This is a genomic window from Microbulbifer sp. S227A, from assembly GCF_049800935.1.
In genome coordinates this window covers 1-15,455 of the sequence record NZ_JBNAFZ010000008.1, presented here as the reverse complement: position 1 = coordinate 15,455, position 15,455 = coordinate 1, and the positions used below count along the sequence as shown (strand labels likewise).

The window sequence follows — 15,455 nt, the reverse complement described above, 5'->3', positions numbered from 1 at the left end:
GCTTGGCCATCTTCCGGCCAGCGGATCAGTCGCGGCTCTCCGGCGTTTCGACCATCGGGTCAAACGCATCGGCGTTGATGATGTCCGCCTCGGTCGGAGCCGCCAGGGCCGCAGCGGCCTCGGCTTCTTCGCGACGGGCATCGATCACGACATTGTCCCGCTCGGTCGCGATGCGGCGCACCCGCTGGGTGGCACCACCGGTCCCGGCCGGGATCAGACGACCCACGATCACGTTTTCCTTGAGACCGACCAGCTTGTCTTTCTTGCCCTGTACCGATGCCTCGGTCAGAACCCGGGTGGTTTCCTGGAAGGACGCCGCCGAGATGAAGCTGCGGGTCTGCAAGCTGGCCTTGGTGATGCCCAGCAGGATCGGTTCGCCCTGCGCCGGGCGACCATTCTTGGACAGCGCCTTTTCATTGGCGTGATCGAATTCCTGCTTGTCCACGTGCTCGCCCTTGAGCAGCGTCGTGTCGCCGGAATCCTGGACCTCCCACTTTTGCAGCATCTGGCGAACGATCACCTCGATGTGCTTGTCGTTGATCTTCACACCCTGAAGCCGGTAGACGTCCTGCACCTCGTGGATCATGTAGTCGGCCAGTGCCTCGACACCCATGATCGACAGGATGTCATGCGGCGCCGGGTTGCCGTCCATGATATAGTCGCCCTTCTGGATGAAGTCGCCTTCCTGCACCGGAATATGCTTGCCCTTGGGCACCATGTATTCCGCCGGTTCCAGCGAGTCATCCGCAGGTTCGATGCTGATGCGGCGCTTGTTCTTGTAGTCGCGGCCAAAGCGCACGTAACCATCGATTTCCGCGATGATCGCGTGGTCCTTGGGACGCCGCGCCTCGAACAGTTCGGCCACACGCGGCAGACCACCGGTGATGTCCTTGGTCTTGGACCCCTCGCGCGGGATACGCGCGACCACGTCACCGGCCTTGACCTCGGCACCGTCCTCGATCGACAGAACCGCATCCACCGACATCGGATAGGTCACCGGGTTGCCCGCATCGTTGCGGACCGGCTCGCCATCGGCGTCGACCAGGATGATCTCGGGCTTGAGCTCGTTGCCCTTGGGCGCGGCACGCCAGTCGATCACGATCTTCTGGGTCATGCCCGTCGCATCGTCGGTCTCGTCACGCACGGCAATGCCGCTGACCAGGTCGACGAATTTCGCCGTACCGGCCTTTTCCGCGATGATCGGCAGGGTATAGGGATCCCATTCGAACAGCTTCTGACCGCGGCTGACCGCCTCGCCCTCCTTGACGAACAGCTTGGAGCCATAGCTGAGCTTGAAGCTCGCGCGCTCTTCGCCGTGCTCGTCGTTGATGACGACCTTCATGTTCCGGCCCATCACCAGCATCTCGCCCGACGCGTTTTCAAGAATCTGCGGATTCTCGAAGACGACGACACCATCCTGGCTGGTTTCCTGGAACGACTGCTGGCCACCCTGCGCAACGCCCCCGATGTGGAAGGTCCGCATGGTCAGCTGTGTGCCCGGTTCACCGATCGACTGCGCCGCGATGATGCCCACCGCTTCACCCTGGTTCACCAGCGTGCCGCGCGCGAGGTCACGGCCATAGCACATGGCACAGACGCCCTCTTCGGCCTCACAGGTCAGCGGGCTGCGGATACGGGCGGTCTGGACATTGGCCTCGTCGATCGCATCCGCCATCCGCTCGTCGATGATCTGGCCTTGCGCCACCAACACCTCGTCTGTGCCCGGCTTGAGGATGTCGTCAGCCGCCACGCGGCCCAGGACACGCTCGGCCAGCGAGGCCACGACCTCGCCGTCATTCACCGCCGGTTCCGCGGTGATCGCCGTTTCGGTGCCACAGTCATGCATACGCACGATACAATCCTGCGCCACGTCCACCAGACGTCGGGTCAGATAGCCCGAGTTGGCGGTTTTCAGAGCCGTATCGGACAGACCCTTGCGGGCACCGTGGGTCGAGTTGAAGTACTCAAGAACGGTCAGACCTTCCTTGAAGTTCGAGATGATCGGCGTCTCGATGATGTCGCCGTTCGGCTTGGCCATCAGGCCCCGCATCCCGCCCAGCTGCTTCATCTGCGTGACCGAGCCACGGGCACCGGAATGCGCCATCATGTAGACGCTGTTGGGTTCCTTTTCGGCACCATCCGTGTCGCGGCCGCTGTCCGAGATCGAGCCCATCATGGCTTCGGTGACCCGGTCGTTACACTTGGACCAGGCATCGACAACCTTGTTGTACTTTTCGCCCTGGGTGATCAGGCCGTCCATGTACTGTTGCTCGAAATCCTTGACCTGTTCGCGGGTCTCTTCGACGATCGGCCACTTGGTGTCCGGGATCAGCATGTCGTCCTTGCCGAACGAAATGCCCGCCTTGAACGCCTCGCGGAAACCCATGGTCATGATCTGGTCACAGAAAATGACCGACTCTTTCTGACCGCAATAGCGATAGACCGTGTCGATGACCTGCTGAACTTCCTTCTTGCGCAGCAGGCGGTTGACCAGCTCGAACGGAGCCTTGGCGTTCAGCGGCAGCAACGCCCCCAGACGCACGCGGCCCGGCGTGGTTTCATAGCGTTTCTGAACCTCGTTGCCTTCGTCGTCGATCTGGGTCACGCGCGCGGTGATCTTGGTATGAAGATGCACCTCGCCCGCGTCCAACGCATGCTGGACTTCTTCGATCGACCCAAAGACCTTGCCCTCGCCCTTCATGCCTTCGCGTTCCAGCGTGACATAATAAAGACCCAGGATCATGTCCTGCGACGGAACGATGATCGGCGCACCGTTGGCGGGCGACAGAACGTTGTTCGTCGACATCATCAGAACCCGCGCTTCCAGCTGTGCCTCAAGGCTCAGCGGCACGTGAACGGCCATCTGGTCACCGTCAAAGTCGGCGTTGAAGGCCGAACAGACCAGCGGGTGCAGCTGAATGGCCTTGCCTTCGATCAGCACCGGTTCGAACGCCTGGATGCCCAGACGGTGCAGCGTCGGCGCACGGTTCAGCATGACAGGATGTTCGCGGATCACCTCGTCAAGGATATCCCAAACCTCGGGGCGCTCTTTCTCGACCAGCTTTTTCGCCTGTTTCACGGTGCTCGACAGCCCCTTGGCCTCAAGCCGCGAGTAGATGAACGGTTTGAACAATTCGAGCGCCATCTTCTTTGGCAGACCACATTGGTGCAGCTTGAGTTCCGGCCCCGTCACGATGACCGAACGGCCCGAGAAGTCGACCCGTTTCCCCAGAAGGTTCTGACGGAAACGGCCCTGCTTGCCCTTGAGCATGTCAGACAGAGATTTCAGCGGACGCTTGTTGGCACCGGTGATCACCCGGCCGCGGCGACCGTTGTCAAACAACGCATCCACCGATTCCTGCAACATCCGCTTTTCGTTACGCACGATGATGTCAGGTGCACGCAGTTCGATCAGACGCTTCAGACGGTTGTTCCGGTTGATCACCCGGCGGTACAGGTCGTTCAGGTCCGAGGTCGCGAAACGGCCGCCATCCAGCGGCACCAGGGGGCGCAGTTCCGGCGGGATGACCGGGATCACGGTCAGAACCATCCATTCCGGGCGGTTGCCGGATTCAAGGAAGGATTCCACCACTTTCAAACGCTTGATGATCTTCTTGGGCTTCAGTTCGCCTGTGGCCTCTTTCAGATCGGCGCGCAGGGTTTCGGCCTCTTGCTCAAGATCGATCGCCGCCAGCATTTCACGGATCGCCTCGGCGCCGATATTGGCGGTAAAGGCGTCCATGCCATAGGCATCCTGCGCATCCATGTATTCTTCTTCGGTCATCATCTGGCCGTATTGCAGGTCGGTCAGACCCGGCTCGATGACAACGTAGTTTTCAAAATACAGCACGCGTTCCAGATCACGCAGCGTCATGTCCAGCATCAGGCCGATGCGGGACGGCAGCGATTTCAGGAACCAGATATGCGCCACCGGCGCGGCCAGTTCGATATGGCCCATACGCTCGCGGCGAACCTTTTGCAGCGTGACTTCGACACCGCATTTCTCGCAGACAACGCCGCGATACTTCATGCGCTTGTATTTGCCGCAGAGGCATTCGTAATCCTTGATCGGGCCAAAGATACGCGCACAGAACAGGCCGTCACGCTCGGGCTTGAACGTGCGGTAGTTGATGGTTTCCGGCTTCTTGATCTCGCCATACGACCACGACAGGATTCGCTCGGGCGAGGCCAGCGACACCTTGATCTCGTCGAAGACCTTGGGCGGTGTGAGCGGGTTAAACGGGTTGTTGGTCAGTTCCTGGTTCATTTTGCGTCCTTACACATTGGGATGGGATGAGTTTGGGGCGAAACCGCCCCTACTCTTCCTCCGCATCCAGGAGTTCCATGTTCAGGCCGAGGCCGCGGACCTCTTTCACGAGAACGTTGAACGATTCCGGCACGCCGGCCTCGAAATTGTCCTCGCCCTTGACGATGCTTTCGTAGACCTTGGTCCGTCCGGCAACGTCGTCCGACTTCACGGTCAGCATTTCCTGCAGGGTATAGGCCGCGCCATAGGCTTCGAGTGCCCAGACTTCCATTTCCCCAAAGCGCTGGCCACCGAACTGCGCCTTGCCACCCAGCGGCTGCTGGGTCACGAGCGAGTAGGGTCCGGTCGAACGCGCGTGGATCTTGTCGTCGACCAGGTGGTGCAGCTTGAGCAGGTACTTGACGCCAACGGTGACAGGACGGGCGAATTGCTCGCCGGTCCGGCCATCATACAGCACCGACTGACCGGATTCGCTGAACCCGGCACGCATCAGCGCGTTGTTGACATCCGCCTCTTTCGCGCCGTCAAAGACCGGTGTCGCGATCGGCACGCCGCGGGTCACGTTGCCCGCCGCCTCGACAAGCTGATCCTCGTCCATGCCGGTGATGCCTTCGTCATAGACATCTTCGCCATATGCCAGTTTCATCGCGTCGCGCACCGGGGTCAGATCGCCCGAGCGGCGGTATTCCTGCAACGCCTCGTCGATGTTCAGACCCAGGCCGCGCGCGGCCCAACCCATGTGGGTTTCAAGGATCTGACCGACGTTCATGCGCGACGGCACACCCAGCGGGTTGAGGCAGAAATCGACCGGCGTACCATCCGCGAGGAACGGCATGTCCTCCATCGGCACCACTTTCGAAATCACACCCTTGTTGCCATGACGGCCGGCCATCTTGTCGCCCGGTTGCAGCTTGCGCTTAACCGCCACGAACACCTTGACCATTTTCATCACGCCCGGGGGCAGGTCGTCGCCACGACGGACCTTTTCGACCTTGTCCTCGAACCGTGCATCCAGGGCGCGTTTCTGCGCCTCGTACTGCTCGTGCAGAGCTTCGACGATCTTGGCGTCTTCCTCTTCGTGCAGGGCGAGCTGCCACCATTGGCCACGGCTCATGGTTGCCAGCAGGTCCTCGGTCACTTCCGAGCCCGCCTTGATGCCTTTCGGCCCCTTGGCAACGGTCTTGCCCATGATCACGGTTTTCAGACGCGCATAGATGTTACGGTCGAGAATACCCAGCTCGTCGTCGCGGTCACGGGCCAGACGTTCAACCTCTTCCCGCTCGATCTGCAGGGCACGTTCGTCCTTTTCCACACCGTGGCGGTTGAACACGCGCACTTCGACGACGGTGCCGAAATCGCCCGGCTTGACGCGCAGCGAGGTATCGCGCACGTCGCTGGCCTTTTCCCCGAAGATGGCGCGCAGAAGCTTCTCTTCCGGCGTCATCGGGCTCTCGCCCTTGGGGGTGATCTTGCCAACCAGGATGTCGCCCGGTTCCACATCCGCACCGATGTAAACGATGCCCGCCTCGTCGAGGTTGCGCAGCGCTTCTTCACCGACATTCGGAATGTCGCGGGTGATCTCTTCGGGGCCGAGTTTCGTATCACGGGCGGCGACTTCGAATTCCTCGATATGGATCGAGGTAAACACGTCATCCTGCGCGATGCGCTCGGAGATCAGGATCGAGTCTTCGTAGTTGTAGCCGTTCCACGGCATGAAGGCGACGACCACGTTCTTGCCAAGCGCCAGTTCACCGATATCGGTGGACGGACCATCGGCAATCACCTGCCCCTTTTGCACCGTGTCACCCACCTTGACCAGCGGGCGCTGGTTGATGCAGGTGTTCTGGTTCGAACGCTGGAACTTGCGCATGCGGTAGATGTCCACACCGGCGTCGCCCAGTTCAAGATCGGATGTTGCACGGATCACGATACGCTGGGCGTCGACCTGGTCGATGATGCCCGCGCGTTTCGCCATGATCGCAGCGCCGGAATCCCGTGCCACGACCTCTTCGATGCCGGTGCCGACCAGCGGCGCCTCGGCCCGCAAAAGCGGAACCGCCTGACGTTGCATGTTCGATCCCATCAGGGCGCGGTTGGCGTCGTCGTTTTCAAGGAACGGAATCAGCGATGCCGCAACCGAGACCAGCTGTTTCGGGCTGACGTCGATCAGGTCGACATTCTCGCGCGGGGCCAGCGTGTAATCGCCGGACTGGCGGGTGCTGACCAGCTCGTTGATGAAGTTGCCGCTCTGGTCCAGCGTCGCGTTGGCCTGCGCCACGGTGTGGCGCATTTCCTCGGTGGCGGACATATAGTGCACTTCGTCCGTCACGTGACCTTCCTTGACCACGCGGTACGGGGTTTCGATAAAGCCGTATTTGTTCACGCGGGCAAAGGTTGCCAGCGAGTTGATCAGACCGATATTCGGCCCTTCCGGCGTTTCAATCGGGCACATCCGACCATAGTGGGTCGGGTGCACGTCGCGCACCTCAAAGCCGGCACGCTCGCGGGTCAGACCACCCGGCCCAAGCGCCGAGAGGCGGCGTTTGTGGGTGACTTCCGACAGCGGGTTGGTCTGGTCCATGAACTGCGACAGCTGCGACGAACCAAAGAACTCGCGCACCGCGGCAGCCGCCGGTTTGGCGTTGATCAGGTCCTGCGGCATCACCGTGTCGATTTCGACCGACGACATGCGTTCCTTGATCGCGCGCTCCATGCGCAGCAGGCCAACGCGGTACTGGTTTTCCATCAGCTCGCCGACCGAGCGCACACGGCGGTTGCCCAGGTGGTCGATGTCGTCGATGTCGCCATGCCCGTCGCGCAGTTCGACCAGCGCCTTGATACAGGCAACGATGTCTTCGCGGCGCAGGGTGCGCATGGTGTCTTCGGCATCCAGCGCAAGGCGCATGTTCATCTTGACCCGGCCAACAGCAGACAGGTCATAGCGCTCGCTGTCAAAGAACAGCGTGTCAAACAGCGCGCTTGCCGCCTCGACGGTGGGCGGCTCGCCCGGGCGCATGACGCGGTAGATATCCATGAGCGCGGTTTCCCGGTTCATGTTCTTGTCCTGCGCCATGGTGTTGCGGATGTAGGGGCCGACATTGACATTGTCGATGTCCAGAACCGGGATGTCGGTGATGCCCGCATCGATCAGGTCCTTGACGGTGCCCCCGATCAGGTCGCCATCCTTGTCGTATTCCAGCGTCAGCTCGTCACCGGCCTCGACATAGATCGCACCGGTTTCCTCGTTGATGATGTCCTTGGCGACAAATTTGCCGACGATGTGGTCGAACGGCACCAGCAGGTCGGTGACCGTGCCTTCGTCGATCAGCTTCTTGACCGCGCGCGGGGTCACTTTCTTGCCGGCCTCGGCGATGATCTCACCGGATTTGGCATCGACCAGATCATAGGTCGGACGGGTGCCGCGCACCCGCTCGGGGAAGAACGGCGTGACCCAGCCCCGGTTGTTGTTCAGCGTATAGGATACGGTGTCGTAATAGGCGTCGGCAATGCCTTCCTGGTCCAGACCCAGGGCATAGAGCAGCGTCGTCACCGGCAGCTTGCGGCGACGGTCGATACGGGCATAGACGATGTCCTTGGCATCGAATTCAAAGTCCAGCCAGCTGCCGCGGTACGGGATGATGCGGCAGGCAAAAAGCAGCTTGCCCGAGCTGTGGGTCTTGCCCTTGTCATGGTCAAAGAACACGCCGGGCGAACGGTGCATCTGGCTCACGATGACGCGTTCGGTGCCGTTCACGATAAAGGTGCCGTTCGGTGTCATCAGGGGCATGTCGCCCATGAACACGTCCTGTTCCTTGATGTCCTTGACCGACTTCGCTCCGGTGTCCTCGTCAATATCGAACACGATCAGCCGCAGCGTTACCTTGAGCGGTGCGCTGTAGGTCATGTCGCGCTGCTGGCATTCCTCGACGTCGTATTTCGGTTTTTCCAACTCGTATTTCACGAATTCCAGCACGCTGGTCTCGTTGAAATCCTTGATCGGGAAAACCGACTGGAACACGCCCATGATGCCTTCACCATCGGTCGGCTGGGGCGCGTCACCGGAGTTCAGGAACAGGTCATAGCTGGATTTCTGAACCTCGATCAGGTTCGGCATTTCCAACACTTCACGGATTCTACCGTAATATTTGCGAAGACGTTTCTGGCCAAGGAAGGACTGAGCCATATCAGGTGTCACCTTTCAATATTCTCACCGGTCAAGGATGCCGCCGGGCCCTGGCACCTTGCCCATACGAGACAGCGCGTCCGGATCAATTCATGGCCACCGTCCCGAATGGCAGCCTCCCGATCCCTTGAACCGCGCCTTGGAAAAGGCTTGCTGCAAAGCCCTTTCCAAGACAGGTTCGGCTGGACCCGGATTTCTCCGGATCCAGCCAAATTTCATGCGGCGGGTTGCCCCACCAGCCGGCTTAGGCCAGCTCGACCTCGGCGCCAGCTGCTTCCAGCTTGCCTTTGACTTCTTCGGCTTCCTCTTTCGAGACGCCTTCTTTGATCTTGCCACCGGCTTCGACCAGGTCCTTGGCTTCTTTCAGGCCCAGACCGGTGATGCCGCGAACTTCTTTGATCACGTTGATTTTCGAAGCGCCGGCGTTCTTCAGAACGACGTCGAATTCGGTCTTTTCTTCCTCGGCTGCGCCACCGGCGTCAGCAGGACCCGCCATCATGACAGCGCCGCCAGCTGCGGGCTCGATGCCGTATTCGTCCTTGAGGATGGTTTTCAGTTCTTGTGCTTCCAGCAGGGTCAGACCAACGATCTCTTCTGCCAGCTTCTTCAGATCAGCCATTTTATCAGCTCTTTCCGTTTACAGTTCGTGTGTTCCAACGACGCGTGTTCACCCACGTGCCGGACTTACGTTGCTCAGGCGGCCGCCTTGTCCTCGATGGTGGACAAGATGGACGCGATGTTGCTTGCAGGTGCGCCAATGGCCCCGGCGATGTTGCTTGCAGGTGCACCGAGCATGCCAGCGATGGTCGCGATAAGTTCTTCGCGCGACGGCATTTTCGATACGGCCTGCACACCGGCCCGGTCCAACGCATTCTCACCCATTGCGCCGCCAAGAATCTCAAACTTCTTGTTTTCCTTGGCGAAATCCTCGGCAACCTTGGCCGCAGCCACAGGATCCTCGGAATAGGTCAGAACGGTCATGCCCGTCAGGAGCGATGTGATGGACTCACACGGCTTACCCTCAAGGGCGATCTTGGCGAGCCTGTTCTTGGCAACACGCACAGACCCACCCGCTTCGCGTGCACGCGCGCGCAGGTCCTGCATCTCGGCAACTGTCAGTCCGACGTAGTGGCTAACCACAACGACGCCAGAGCTTTCAAAGATCTGGCCGAGTTCCTCGACCACTTTCTCTTTCTGGGCTCTATCCACAGTTTCACTCCAAGTATGGGGGTTTCCCCCCGGCTCAGTTTCACCCCGCATATTGGCCACGGGGCATTCGGGTCCAATTTCAGGGTCCCGAGCCAAAACCACCCGAAGGTGCAGAATGTCTCGTTTCCCATCTCAGGAAGGAATTATTCAGGCAAATGCCTGAACCCTCCGTCTCGGACAGGACGGGGCCAGATGTTGCGGCCCCGCCATCTGGAGCCGAAGCTCCAAATTCTTGTGCGGCGGTCTTATTCGCCGGTTGCGTTGGCAACATCAATGGTGACGCCGGGTCCCATTGTCGAGCTCAGCGCGATTTTCTTCATATAGGTACCCTTGGCGCCGGCCGGCTTGGCCTTGGCGACGGCACCGACAAAGGCGCGCACGTTCTCGACCAGCTTGGCCTCGTCAAACGATGCCTTGCCGACACCCGCATGCACGACACCGGCCTTTTCGACCTTGAACTGCACTTCGCCGCCCTTGGCTGCCTTGACCGCGTCGGCCACGTCCATGGTGACGGTTCCGACCTTGGGGTTCGGCATCAGGTTGCGCGGGCCCAGGACCTTGCCCAGACGGCCGACGATCGGCATCATGTCCGGGGTCGCGATGCAGCGATCGAACTCGATCTTGCCGCCCTGCACGGTTTCCATCAGGTCTTCTGCACCGACGATGTCGGCACCGGCTGCGGTCGCTTCATCCGCCTTGGCGCCACGGGCAAAAACCGCAACGCGCACGGTCTTGCCTGTACCGTTGGGCAGACCCACAACGCCGCGGACCATCTGGTCGGCATGGCGCGGGTCGACACCCAGGTTCACGGCCAGCTCGACGGTCTCGTCGAATTTGGCCGTGGCATTGCCCTTGATCAGCGCAACGGCGTCTTCGACGCTCAGGTTTTCTTTGCCGGCAACGGCGTCACGGGCGGCGCGGGTACGTTTTCCAAGCTTTGCCATCTTACTTCACCTCGATGCCCATGGAGTTGGCCGAGCCAACAATGATCTTCATCGCCGCATCGATATCGTTGGCGTTCAGATCCTTCATCTTCGCTTCGGCGATCTCGCGCACCTGCTTGACGGTCACGGTCCCCACGACTTCCCGCGACGGGGTCTTGGCACCGGACTTCAGCTTGGCGGCCTTTTTCAGGAAATACGACGCCGGGGGCGTCTTGATGTCCATGGTAAAGGACTTGTCCTGATAATAGGTGATCACGGTCGGGCACGGCGCGCCGGGCTCGAGATCTGCGGTCTTGGCGTTGAACGCCTTGCAGAATTCCATGATGTTGATGCCGCGCTGACCCAGTGCGGGACCAACCGGCGGCGACGGGTTTGCCTGCCCGGCGGGCACTTGCAGCTTCATGGAGCCGACGAGTTTCTTGGCCATTGGCCATCTCCTTGTGTCATCGGCGGGTTGCCCCGCCCTAAGAGGCGTGACGCGTCACACCCCGGTTTGCTAGCGTGGTCCGGCTTGGGCACGCGTGCCCTTGCCTCCCACAAACGAACGGCCAACCCGGCCGCCGGCGGGGTGACCCCCGCCCCACACTCAGGCCTGCTTGCTGACCTGCGTGAATTCCAGTTCGACCGGGGTCTCCCGGCCAAAAATCGACACCGACACCTTCAGGCGCTGGTTCTCGTCGTCCACTTCCTCGATCATGCCATCGAAATCCTCGAACGGACCGTCGTTGACCTTGACCTTCTCGCCGATCTCGAAATGGATCAGCGTCCGCGGCGTCTCTTCGCCTTCCTGCACCCGGTTCATGATGGCGTTCAGCTCGGCATCACGCATCGGCATCGGGCGGCCCTGCGGCCCCAGGAAACCGGTCACCCGATTGATCGAGTTGATCAGGTGATAGCCCTGATCGGACATTTCCATATGCACCAGCACATAGCCCGGCATGAAGCGGCGCTCGGTGGTGACCTTCTTGCCGCGACGGACTTCGATCACCTCTTCGGTCGGAACGAGAACCTCGTCGATATCGTCCTCAAGCCCCTGCTCGGCAACCGACGTGCGGATCTGTTCTGCGATCTTCTTTTCGAAATTCGAAAGAACACTGACCGAATACCACCGTTTCGCCATGAAGCTCGTCGCCCTTGTCTTGCCGAGTCGCCCAGCATGGAACGCCCCGAATTCTATAAGTCTTTCATACGGTTGACCCGTCATCCGCAGAACAAAAAGCGGCGCGCAGCACGAATCGCCACACGCCAATGTTCGGGGACGGGCGTGACCTAACGCTGATTGGTCAAATGTTCAAGGGGTTAACCGAGTATTATTACACGTACCACGCGCATGCACCCGAATTCGCGGGACGGGGCAAGGCCGACGATCTGATGACGCTTACCACAAAACCGGTATCGTGCCAATCACCGGATCACGCCCCGGCGACGGCCCACTCTCCTCAATCGGACAGACTGTGTGCGCCCGACGGGCGTATCAGCCAAACATCCCGAGCAAGGCAGTCAGCCCGCCCCGGATCAACAGATCGACCACCGCGAAAAACGCCGCGGTCAGCGCCGCCATGATCAAAACCATCACCGTGGTCAACAGCACCTCGCGACGTGTCGGCCAAACGACCTTGGCAACTTCGGCACGCACTTGCTGGATGAACTGAATCGGGTTGATGGTGGCCATGAGGGGGCCCTTTTCTGATATCGATTAGCGGGCACATAACCTTCTGTGCCGCCGGTTTCAAGCCGCAGTTCACCGCGACAGGCCCCAATGGCGCAGAATTGCGCCGCCATATGCCCCGAACCGGACCAAAACCCGACACCCGCGGCGAGGTACCTTTGCGATGTCGTGGGAATTGGCAGGGGCAGCAGGGTTCGAACCCGCGACCTACGGTTTTGGAGACCGTCGCTCTACCAGCTGAGCTATACCCCTAGGGCCGGGGTTGTCCTATGCCAAGGCGCGCGCCGGGGCAAGAGGGAAATGACGCGGCCTCGCGGGTCGCGCGCGTAATATTTCGACACGGCTCGCGGAAGCGGTTTGCCTCGCGCCGGGGATTGCGTAAGAAAAGGCACCAAGCAATGAGGAGCGCGACGTGAGCCTGCGGAAAAGGATTGCCGACAGTGCCTGGCTCAACCGTTCGGTCGAGGGGGCGTTTGCCGCCCATGTCAGGTTTGCGCATCGCAGTTCCAGCTGGCGGCGCGAGGGGTTCGAACCGATGGACGCGGCCGCCGCCGCGGGCGAGCCGGTGATCATGGTGCTGTGGCACCAGCGGCTGTTCATGGCCCCTTACATGTTCGACACGTCCAAGGGGCCGATCTGTACGCTGACCTCGTCGGGGCGCGCCGGTCGCATGGTGGGCCAGATCCTCTACCGGTTCGGCATGGATACGGTGGCCATGTCCTCGCATGCGCGCAACCTGTCGCTGACACGCGAGGTGATGGGCAAGATGCGGTCGGGCATATCCATCGGCATCGCCGCCGATGGCCCGCGCGGCCCGGCGCGAATCTGCTCGACCGTGCCGCTCGCCTGGGCGCGGGCATCCGGCAAACGGGTGTTCGTGGTGTCCTATTCGGCGCGCCGGGTGCTGGAGTTTCCGACCTGGGACAGGATGTGGCTGCCCGCCCCCTGGACCAGCGGCGTGATCATGTGCCGCGAATGGAAGACCAAGATACCGCGCGCCGTCGATGCGCAAGAGCTTGAGCACCACCGACTCGATTTGCAGGCCGCGCTGAACGCGGTCACCGACGCCTGCGACCGGGCGATCGGGCGGGAGCCCGGCACACCGTCCGGGCAATAGGTCTCAGAGTGCCGCCGCCGCCGCTTCCAGGGCGGCCAGATCGCCGCCGCAAATGGCCGCCTCGTGGGCAAGGATCGTCTCGATTGGCCAATCCCACCAGGCAAGCTGCAGAAGCCGGTCGATCGTCGCTTGATCGAACCGCCTGCGCAAAAGCTGGCCGGGATTGCCGACAATGACGGAATAGGGCGGGATCTCCCCCCCGACGACCGCACCGGTCCCGACAATCGTGCCCGACCCGATCCGCGCGCCGGGCAGCACGCGCACCCCCTGCCCCAGCCACACATCGTTACCGATTTCGGTGTCGGGGAACGGGCCATCGGGCAGAGAAGGCCGGGCGGGGTCCATTCCGTCAAAGACGGCAAAGGGATAGCTCGAGAACCCGTCATGGCGATGATTGGCCGACGCGGTGACAAAGAGAACGCCATCGGCGATCTGGCAAAACCGCCCGATACGCAGGCGCTCGGCGCTCGCCGGATGCAAATAGGGCGCCAGATGCGCCGCCCAGTCCTGCGGCGGCTGAAAGGCCGAAGCATAGGAATAGTCGCCGATCTGCCAACGCGGATGGTCGATGGCGGCGGACAGGAACACCGAACTTGGATGCGGCTGCCCATCCGGCAGGATGAGCGGATACAGGGTTTCAGGAGACGGAAAAGGCATGATGACCTCGCTATGACCAGTGGGTTCGAACGGTTCAGCGCAGATAAATCATCAAAGCCTCCATAGCGTGGTGCAGGTGATACCAGCAGCGCCCGCAAAAGGAAAGGCATCCGGAATCCGGTGGGCGGTCTGGCCAATGGCCGGAACGAAAAAACCTCCCCCGGGTCCGATACCCGGAGGAGGCCAGTTTTCTGATTTCAGGTCGCGTCAACCGAAAGGTTCGCGCTGCGTCCTTACTCGACGATCTTTGAGACGACGCCAGCGCCGACGGTGCGGCCGCCTTCGCGGATGGCGAAGCGGAGGCCTTGTTCCATGGCGATCGGCGCGATCAGTTCGACGCCAAAGGACACGTTGTCGCCCGGCATCACCATCTCGGTGCCTTCGGCCAGCGTCACGGTGCCGGTCACGTCCGTCGTGCGGAAGTAGAACTGCGGACGGTAGTTCGCGAAGAACGGCGTGTGACGGCCACCCTCTTCCTTGGTCAGGATATAGGCTTCGGCTTCGAACTTGGTGTGCGGCGTCACCGAACCCGGCTTGCAGAGAACCTGGCCACGCTCGACACCTTCACGGTCAACACCGCGCAGCAGCGCGCCGATGTTGTCGCCCGCTTCGCCGCGATCCAGCAGCTTGCGGAACATTTCAACACCCGTGCAGGTGGTTTTCTTGGTGTCGCGGATGCCGACGATCTCGATTTCGTCGCCAACGTTGATCACGCCACGCTCGACACGGCCGGTCACAACCGTACCACGGCCCGAGATCGAGAACACGTCTTCGATCGGCATCAGGAACGGCTGGTCAACCGCACGCTCGGGCGTGTCGATATAGTCGTCAACAGCCGCCATCAGCTCCTTGATCTTCTCTTCGCCGATTTCCGGCTTGTTGCCTTCCATCGCCGCCAGAGCAGAACCCGCGATGATCGGGATATCGTCGCCCGGATAGTCGTAGGAGCTCAGCAGTTCGCGGATCTCCATTTCCACCAGCTCGAGCAGCTCTTCGTCGTCAACCTGGTCGACCTTGTTCATGAACACGACCATCTTCGGGATGCCAACCTGGCGGCCCAGCAGGATGTGCTCGCGGGTCTGCGGCATCGGGCCGTCAGCGGCGTTCACAACCAGGATCGCGCCGTCCATCTGCGCCGCACCGGTGATCATGTTCTTCACATAGTCCGCGTGGCCGGGGCAGTCCACATGCGCATAGTGGCGGTTCTCGGTCTCGTATTCCACGTGCGCGGTCGAGATGGTGATCCCGCGGGCCTTCTCTTCCGGCGCGCCGTCGATCTGGTCATAGGCCTTGAAGTCACCGAAATACTTGGTGATTGCCGCGGTCAGCGTCGTCTTGCCGTGGTCAACGTGGCCAATCGTGCCGATGTTGACGTGCGGCTTGTTACGCTCAAACTTTTCCTTTGCCAT

The 15,455-nt window shown here is 61.2% G+C and carries 11 protein-coding genes and 1 tRNA gene; 1 reads left to right on the top strand and 11 read right to left on the bottom strand.

Annotation, left to right across the window (positions count from 1 at the left end):
* Positions 1 to 25: 25 nt before the first annotated feature.
* The 9 genes from rpoC to ACP15R_RS18025 form a co-directional block, all read right to left on the bottom strand.
* A complete protein-coding gene (gene rpoC, locus ACP15R_RS18065; RefSeq protein WP_424987607.1) occupies positions 26 to 4,267 on the bottom strand; it encodes a DNA-directed RNA polymerase subunit beta' in 4,242 nt (1,413 codons plus the stop codon).
* A 49-nt stretch (positions 4,268 to 4,316) separates the two neighbouring features.
* A complete protein-coding gene (gene rpoB, locus ACP15R_RS18060) occupies positions 4,317 to 8,450 on the bottom strand; it encodes a DNA-directed RNA polymerase subunit beta (RefSeq protein ID WP_424987606.1) in 4,134 nt (1,377 codons plus the stop codon).
* Positions 8,451 to 8,694: 244 nt separating this feature from the next.
* A complete protein-coding gene (gene rplL, locus ACP15R_RS18055) occupies positions 8,695 to 9,069 on the bottom strand; it encodes a 50S ribosomal protein L7/L12 (RefSeq protein WP_424987605.1) in 375 nt (124 codons plus the stop codon).
* Positions 9,070 to 9,143: 74 nt separating this feature from the next.
* Entirely contained in the window at positions 9,144 to 9,659 is a 516-nt protein-coding gene (gene rplJ, locus ACP15R_RS18050) for a 50S ribosomal protein L10 (protein ID WP_369952536.1), read from the bottom strand.
* A gap of 245 nt (positions 9,660 to 9,904) precedes the next feature.
* Complete coding sequence (gene rplA, locus ACP15R_RS18045; protein WP_424987604.1) at positions 9,905 to 10,603, bottom strand: 50S ribosomal protein L1; 699 nt, start codon at positions 10,601 to 10,603, stop codon at positions 9,905 to 9,907.
* A gap of 1 nt (position 10,604) precedes the next feature.
* Positions 10,605 to 11,030 carry a 50S ribosomal protein L11 gene (rplK, locus tag ACP15R_RS18040; protein ID WP_424987603.1) on the bottom strand — a complete coding sequence of 142 codons (426 nt, stop codon included), beginning with the start codon at positions 11,028 to 11,030 and terminating at the stop codon, positions 10,605 to 10,607.
* Positions 11,031 to 11,189: 159 nt separating this feature from the next.
* Positions 11,190 to 11,723, bottom strand: a complete 534-nt coding sequence (gene nusG, locus ACP15R_RS18035) for a transcription termination/antitermination protein NusG (RefSeq protein ID WP_424987602.1) — start codon at positions 11,721 to 11,723, stop codon at positions 11,190 to 11,192.
* Between the two features lie 354 nt (positions 11,724 to 12,077).
* A complete protein-coding gene (gene secE / locus ACP15R_RS18030; RefSeq protein WP_424987601.1) occupies positions 12,078 to 12,275 on the bottom strand; it encodes a preprotein translocase subunit SecE in 198 nt (65 codons plus the stop codon).
* Positions 12,276 to 12,448: 173 nt separating this feature from the next.
* Positions 12,449 to 12,524 (bottom strand) — tRNA-Trp (locus ACP15R_RS18025).
* Positions 12,525 to 12,684: 160 nt separating this feature from the next.
* Here ACP15R_RS18025 and ACP15R_RS18020 point away from each other — a divergent pair.
* Complete coding sequence (locus tag ACP15R_RS18020; protein ID WP_424987600.1) at positions 12,685 to 13,389, top strand: lysophospholipid acyltransferase family protein; 705 nt, start codon at positions 12,685 to 12,687, stop codon at positions 13,387 to 13,389.
* Positions 13,390 to 13,392: 3 nt separating this feature from the next.
* Here ACP15R_RS18020 and ACP15R_RS18015 read toward each other — a convergent pair whose 3' ends face one another.
* Both ACP15R_RS18015 and tuf read right to left on the bottom strand, forming a co-directional pair.
* The gene (locus ACP15R_RS18015; RefSeq protein WP_424987599.1) at positions 13,393 to 14,046 is read right to left on the bottom strand and encodes a CatB-related O-acetyltransferase; all 654 of its coding nucleotides are present in this window, start codon (positions 14,044 to 14,046) and stop codon (positions 13,393 to 13,395) included.
* Between the two features lie 233 nt (positions 14,047 to 14,279).
* Positions 14,280 to 15,455, bottom strand: a complete 1,176-nt coding sequence (gene tuf / locus ACP15R_RS18010; RefSeq protein WP_424987598.1) for an elongation factor Tu — start codon at positions 15,453 to 15,455, stop codon at positions 14,280 to 14,282.

What these genes read in the sequence shown, in the direction of transcription:
- rpoC (WP_424987607.1), bottom strand. Translation starts at nt 4,267, where the DNA reads ATGAACCAGGAACTGACCAACAACCCGTTTAACCCGCTCACACCGCCC.
- rpoB (WP_424987606.1), bottom strand. Translation starts at nt 8,450, where the DNA reads ATGGCTCAGTCCTTCCTTGGCCAGAAACGTCTTCGCAAATATTACGGT.
- rplL (WP_424987605.1), bottom strand. Translation starts at nt 9,069, where the DNA reads ATGGCTGATCTGAAGAAGCTGGCAGAAGAGATCGTTGGTCTGACCCTG.
- rplA (WP_424987604.1), bottom strand. Translation starts at nt 10,603, where the DNA reads ATGGCAAAGCTTGGAAAACGTACCCGCGCCGCCCGTGACGCCGTTGCC.
- rplK (WP_424987603.1), bottom strand. Translation starts at nt 11,030, where the DNA reads ATGGCCAAGAAACTCGTCGGCTCCATGAAGCTGCAAGTGCCCGCCGGG.
- nusG (WP_424987602.1), bottom strand. Translation starts at nt 11,723, where the DNA reads ATGGCGAAACGGTGGTATTCGGTCAGTGTTCTTTCGAATTTCGAAAAG.
- secE (WP_424987601.1), bottom strand. Translation starts at nt 12,275, where the DNA reads ATGGCCACCATCAACCCGATTCAGTTCATCCAGCAAGTGCGTGCCGAA.
- ACP15R_RS18015 (WP_424987599.1), bottom strand. Translation starts at nt 14,046, where the DNA reads ATGCCTTTTCCGTCTCCTGAAACCCTGTATCCGCTCATCCTGCCGGAT.
- tuf (WP_424987598.1), bottom strand. Translation starts at nt 15,455, where the DNA reads ATGGCAAAGGAAAAGTTTGAGCGTAACAAGCCGCACGTCAACATCGGC.